Source organism: Streptomyces sp. NPDC059010 (genome assembly GCF_042740355.1).
GTDB lineage: Bacteria > Actinomycetota > Actinomycetes > Streptomycetales > Streptomycetaceae > Streptomyces.
On sequence record NZ_JBHYJA010000021.1, the window covers coordinates 1 to 6,076 of the forward strand.

5 protein-coding genes are annotated in these 6,076 nt (G+C 69.2%); 3 read left to right on the top strand and 2 right to left on the bottom strand.

The genetic code is table 11. From position 1 onward, the window contains the following. The first annotated feature begins 169 nt into the window (after positions 1 to 169). On the top strand, positions 170 to 577 hold the full coding sequence (locus tag ACFWYS_RS23235) for a DUF6278 family protein (protein ID WP_384772098.1): 408 nt from the start codon (positions 170 to 172) through the stop codon (positions 575 to 577). 136 nt (positions 578 to 713) lie between these two features. After that, positions 714 to 1,457 (top strand): amino acid ABC transporter ATP-binding protein, encoded by a 744-nt coding sequence (locus ACFWYS_RS23240; RefSeq protein WP_384772101.1) that lies wholly within the window; start codon positions 714 to 716, stop codon positions 1,455 to 1,457. Positions 1,458 to 1,682: 225 nt separating this feature from the next. Here the strand turns inward: ACFWYS_RS23240 and ACFWYS_RS23245 are convergent, their stop codons facing one another. Next, positions 1,683 to 3,251 (bottom strand): CocE/NonD family hydrolase, encoded by a 1,569-nt coding sequence (locus tag ACFWYS_RS23245; protein WP_384772104.1) that lies wholly within the window; start codon positions 3,249 to 3,251, stop codon positions 1,683 to 1,685. Between the two features lie 116 nt (positions 3,252 to 3,367). After that, the gene (locus tag ACFWYS_RS23250) at positions 3,368 to 4,126 is read right to left on the bottom strand and encodes a hypothetical protein (protein ID WP_384772105.1); all 759 of its coding nucleotides are present in this window, start codon (positions 4,124 to 4,126) and stop codon (positions 3,368 to 3,370) included. 143 nt (positions 4,127 to 4,269) lie between these two features. On the opposite strand from ACFWYS_RS23250, the gene ggt reads away from it, so the two are divergent. After that, positions 4,270 to 6,076, top strand: a 1,807-nt coding sequence (gene ggt, locus ACFWYS_RS23255) for a gamma-glutamyltransferase (protein ID WP_384772108.1), incomplete at its 3' end; no start/stop codon positions are given.

Below are 6,076 nucleotides of genomic sequence, written 5' to 3' on the forward strand. Positions count from 1 at the left end.
TCCCACGGCTTCCGCCGAGCCACCCCACACCTCCGGATCATCGGTCCGGAGTGATCCAACCACCTTGAAGATCATTTCGTTAGGAGTTCTAAGTCGGCGTGAACTCGACCCGAATCGTCCGTCCGCGCGCCTGTGGTGCGTACGCCGGTACGAATGACACGCTTGACGTATGAAGATCCCTTTTCTGGGTCACCGGCCCGAGAAGCGCGGGGCCCTCGACGCCGAGGGCATCGCCGAACTGCTCTCCGAGTGCGAACTCCTGCGCTCCCACGCGTCCCGGGCGGGGATCCGACTCGACGACAGCGCGGCGTCGTTGGAGGCGCTCGACCAGTTGCTGCCGCGCTGGCGGGACGACGAGGAGGTGCTCCCCTGGCTGGGCACCGATGCCGGTCTGTATCTCGGCACCGTCATCGTGCGGACCGTGCCCGGAGCCGTGTGGGGGCTCTGGCCGGACGGCCAGCCGGTGGTGCGGCTCGCCTCCGGGCGGGAGTTCGACGTCGTGACCTCGGGGCGGGAGTGGGCCGCGAACGGGGTGCCCGAGCTGTCGCAGCTGTACGCGGAGGTCGCGGAGGCGTGACCCCGCGGATTTGGTTTGACATAAAAACGGCGTAAATACGGCTTATGTCCGAAAAGTGCGTGTCGTGCGTTAAGTAAACTCTTGCCCGGATAGGTTGCGGCAACCGCTACACAGCTGAAGGCGACTGGGGCTGGGCATGGCTGGCGAACCACTGATCGAGCTGCGTGACGTCAACAAGTACTTCGGTGACCTGCATGTATTGCAGGAGATCAACCTCACCGTCGGCAAGGGGGAGGTGGTCGTCGTCATCGGCCCCTCGGGGTCCGGGAAGTCGACGTTGTGCCGGGCCATCAACCGGCTGGAGACCATCCAGTCCGGCACGATCCTGCTCGACGGGCAGCCGCTGCCCGAGGAGGGCAAGGCGCTCGCCCGGCTGCGCGCCGAAGTCGGCATGGTCTTCCAGTCGTTCAACCTCTTCGCCCACAGGACGGTCCTGCAGAACGTCTCGCTGGGTCAGGTCAAGGTCCGCGGCCGCAAGAAGGAGGACGCCGACAAACGCTCCCAGGAGCTCCTCCAGCGGGTCGGCGTGGCCGACCAGGCGGACAAGTACCCGGCACAGCTCTCCGGGGGCCAGCAGCAGCGTGTGGCGATCGCCCGGGCCCTCGCCATGGGCCCCAAGGTGATGCTGTTCGACGAGCCCACCTCCGCGCTCGACCCCGAGATGATCAACGAGGTTCTGGAGGTGATGCGTCAGCTCGCCGAGGACGGCATGACGATGATCGTCGTCACCCATGAGATGGGCTTCGCCCGCTCGGCCGCCAACCGCGTCGTGTTCATGGCCGACGGCCGCATCGTCGAGGACCGCAGCCCCGAAGAGTTCTTCACCAACCCCAGCAGCGATCGCGCCAAGGACTTCCTGTCGAAGATCCTCCACCACTGAGCGGAGAGCACGACCCATGCCGAGACCGACGGCGTTTTCCACGCCCGAATCCTCGCCGTGTCCGACCTCGACTACGATGGTCCGTCCGTCCCCAAGGCCGTGGCGGTGGCCCCGGCCACGACCAGGGACGCTGCTGCCGGGTGGGGATCCCCCCACCGCCCCTGGGACCAGGGGCAGCTGGGGGCAGCAGTCATAGAGCCATACCCGCCCGGCGCCGGCCGGAGATCACTGCTCGCGCAGTGGAATCGACACGTACGACGGGTCGTTCGCCGGTGAGGAGAAGGTCAGCCGTGCGCCGGACGGGTTGTGCTCGATGTAGAGCGGGTCGACCGTGTCGACGACCAGGGCGAGTCGGTGCCCTGCCGGGACGTCGTAGGCCGTGGAGTTCAGCTCCAGGTCGACGGTGAACGGCTTTCCGGGCGTACGTCCGTGGAAGGTGTACGGCGCGTTGCTGACCAGCTTGCCGAGGCCGAGCGGGCCCACGTCGTAGAGGTAGGCGACGAGGGTGCCGCTCTCCTTGGTCGGGGTCAGTGTGGTGTGCAACTTGGCCGTGCCGCGCACGCGTTGGGCTGTGGCGTACTTCTCCGACTGCCATACGCCCGCCCAGAACCGGGGGATCAGCGGGATCGAGGCCACCGGCGGCAGCTGGGCCACCTGGTCGAGGATGCTGGACAGGAAGACGATCCCGCCGTCCGCCCCCGAGTTGACGTTGGTGTGGATGGTGGTCGAGCCCGCGAGGTCGATCTTCCGGTTCGTCGCGCCGACCGACTTCCAGTCCGGGTAGCCCTCGTAGCCGCCGGAGGAGCGGGACTTGAGCCGGACCGGCAGTTCCTGGTCGATGCCGTTGGCCTCGCCCTTGAGGTAGTGGTCGAGCCAGCGCTCGGTGTCCGTCCAGACGTCGTTGGGCAGACCGAACAGGCCGGTCAGTTCGGCGGTGGCGTGGTCGCCGGGCCGGAACTCCAGTCGCTTGGGGACGGTCAGCTTCTCGTAGAAGTCCGCGTACTGGTTGGGCGGGAAGACCGTGTCGCCCCAGCCGTTGGCCATCATGACCGCGGCGCCGTTCTTGTTGAGCTGGTCCACATATGTTGCGACAGAACGTTTCTTCCCCCAGTTGATCATGTCCTGTTCCTTGGACAGGTTGGAGGCGTAGAAGTCGTCGAAGGTCTGCCGGAGTTCGGCGCTCTGCCGGCCGGTGACGAGGCCCGCCCCGTCGAGCACCGCGGCTGCCTGGACGTGCTGGGTGCGGCCGGAGTAGATCGAGTCGATCAGGTCGGCCCAGCCGCTGAGGGAGGCGACCGCCTTGACCCGTTTGTCATGTGCGGCGGTCAGCAGGCTGATGCCGGCGCCGTACGAGACGCCCGCCATGCCGACGTGCTGTGCGTCGGCGGGGGTGTTGGCGAGCGCCCAGTCGATGACCTTGGACGCGTCGGCTATGTCGGGCGGGCCGGCCACTTCTATCTCGCCGCCCGACTGCCAGAAGCCGCGCACGTTGTAACTGACCACGACATAGCCCGTGTCCGCGAGCTTCTGGGCCTGCGCGAAGTACTCGACCTGGGGCAGGCCCCAGCTCGTGGGCATGACGAGCAGCGGGTAGCGGTGCGTGCCGTCGGCGCCGGCCGGTGTGACGACGTTCGCCTTGAGGGTGGTGCCGCCGTCGCCGCTGATGTCGACGAAGCGGACGCTGTTCGGGGCCGCTTGGGCGGCGGGGGCGAGCCCGAGGGCGCTACCGGCGACCAGGGTCGCGGAGACGGCGCCCACGGCGGTCGTACGCAGGGCCTTGCGAGGATGTCCCACGGGTCACTCCCTACTCGTGTCAGTGCAAAGTGACCCGACGGTAACCGTGGCCCCTTACCGCAAGTAACCCGTCGGTAAGTTACGTGCCAGTAACGATTACCGGAATGTGATGGACCTCAGGAGGCTCGGTGGCTGTTGCGGGGAGCCGCGGGTGTCGGCGCCGGTGCCTGCGCCGCCCGTGTCACGTCCGCGACCAGCTCCACCACATCCGGCCCGTACGCCTGTGAGTTGACCACCTTCAGCAGCAGCGCGAACGTGTTGTTGCCGTGCTTGCGGGACAGCCGCTCATGGTGGCGCGCGAGGTAGCGGGTGGCGGCCTGGTTGGTTATGGCGGTCTGACCGCAGAACAGGAAGACGGGCCGGGTGCTCTGACTGTCGCCGACGGTGAGCCGGGCGAGCAGCGCGTACTCCTCCTTGCCGACCTCCACCCGGTAGCGCTCGGAGCCGATCTGGAAGGCGCCCCGGTCCGGGCCGGGTTCGGCGTCGACGTTCACCCGCACACCGGGCAGCAGAGAGGCGAGATGGGCCGTCATACGGCGGTTCGACGCCGGGCCGCCGACGCAGAACTCGGTGCGCTCGCCGAAGCCCTGGCGGGCCGCGTCGTGCGCGATGATCTGCGCGTGGGCGTTGCAGTCCTTGATCAGGGCGGCCAGTTCGAGCAGCGCGAACACGTCGTAACGCATCACCGTCAGTTCGGGTCCGCCGGCCCCGCGGTTCACCACCAGCAGGGACTCGGCGTTGTCGGGCAGTCCGAAGAACGCCTGCTTGCGGCGCAGCCGGCGCTTCCACAGGTAGGTGCGGGCCAGCCAGCCGAGCGCGGCACTGATACCGGCCGCGACCACGCCCAGGACGATGTTGCGTACGTCGTCATTCATGGGCGCGCATGGTAGCGGGCGAACGCAAACCGTTGTTCGAGACAGGTGACCGAGACCGGTGACCGAGACAGGTGCGGGCGCGCTCCTGACGAGGGCATGCCGATCGAATAGGCTGCGCGAACGGTCCCTGACTGGAGGTGCGGATGCGTCGCCCTGTCGCGCGGAAACTGTCGGTCCTGGCGGTAACGGCCGCCGTGGTGTCGGTGGGAGCGGCGGCGCCGCCCGCCGCATCGAGCAGCCCCGCCGAGAAGGTCCCCGTGGCCGTCGGCTACGGCGGAGCCGTCGCCAGCGTCGACCCCGACGCCACGGCCGCGGGCATCGAGGTGCTGCGCAAGGGCGGCAACGCCGTCGACGCCGCCGTCGCCACGGCCGCCGCGCTCGGCGTCGCCGAGCCCTACTCGGCCGGCATCGGAGGGGGCGGCTACTTCGTCTACTACGACGCGGCGTCCCGTACGGTGCGCACCATCGACGGACGTGAGACCGCGCCGCTGACCGCCGACTCCGACCTGTTCACGGAGAACGGCACGGCGATCCCGTTCGCCGAGGCCGTCAGCAGCGGTCTGAGCGTCGGCACCCCGGGCACGCCCGCCACCTGGCAGAAGGCGCTGGACAAGTGGGGGAGCCAGCGGCTCGGCACCCTGCTGAAGCCCGCCGAGCGGCTCGCCCGGGACGGCTTCACCGTGGACGACACCTTCCGCTCACAGACCGCCGCCAACGAGACCCGGTTCCGCTACTTCCCGGACACCGCGAAGCTGTTCCTGCCGGGCGGCGCGCTCCCCGCCGTCGGCTCCACCTTCAAGAACCCCGACCTCGCCCGCACCTACGCGGAGCTGGCGAGGAACGGCGTGGGCGCGCTGTACCGGGGCGACCTCGCCGAGGACATCGTCGACACGGTCAACCACCCGCCCGTGGACCCCGGTTCCGGCTGGAAGGCCCGCCCCGGCGACCTGTCCGCCAAGGACCTGGCGACCTACCGCACCAGGTCGCAGGCGCCCACGAAGACGTCGTACCGCGGACTCGACGTCTATGCCATGGCGCCCTCGTCCTCCGGCGGCACGACCGTCGGCGAGGCCCTCAACATCCTGGAGCACACGGACCTGTCGAAGGCGAGCGACGTCCAGTACCTGCACCGCTACATCGAGGCCAGCCGGATCGCGTTCGCCGACCGTGGGCGCTGGGTCGGCGACCCCGCCTTCGAGGACGTACCGACGAAGGAGCTGCTGTCGCAGCGGTACGCAGACTCGCGGGAGTGCCTCATCAAGGACGACGCGGCGCTGACCAGCCCGGTCGCGCCGGGCGATCCGCGTAACCCGGCGGCCTGCGACGCCAGTGGGGCGGCGGCCCCGACGACGTACGAGGGCGACAGCACCACCCATCTCACGGTGGCCGACAAGTGGGGCAACGTCGTCTCCTACACCCTCACCATCGAGCAGACCGGCGGCAGCGGTATCACCGTCCCGGGCCGTGGCTTCCTGCTCAACAACGAGCTGACGGACTTCTCGTTCACCCCGGCCAGCCCGGCCGTCCACGACCCGAACCTGCCCGGCCCGGGCAAGCGGCCGCGCTCGTCGATGTCCCCGACGATCGTGCTCGACCAGCACGGCAAGCCCGTCGTGGCGCTCGGTTCGCCGGGCGGTGCCACCATCATCACCACCGTGCTGCAGACGCTGACCGGGTTCCTCGACCGAGGTCTGCCGCTGGTCGACGCGATCGCCGCGCCGCGTGCCAGCCAGCGCAACCAGACCACCACCGAGCTCGAACCGGGCCTGTGGAACAGTCCGTTGAAGGCGCAGCTGGAGGCGATCGGGCACGGCTTCCGGCAGAACGCCGAGATCGGCGCGGCGACCGGTGTGCAGCGGCTGCCGAACGGCAAGTGGCTGGCCGCCGCCGAGAAGGTACGGCGAGGCGGCGGCTCGGCGATTGTGGTGGGGGCCCCGGGCGAGGGGCCCA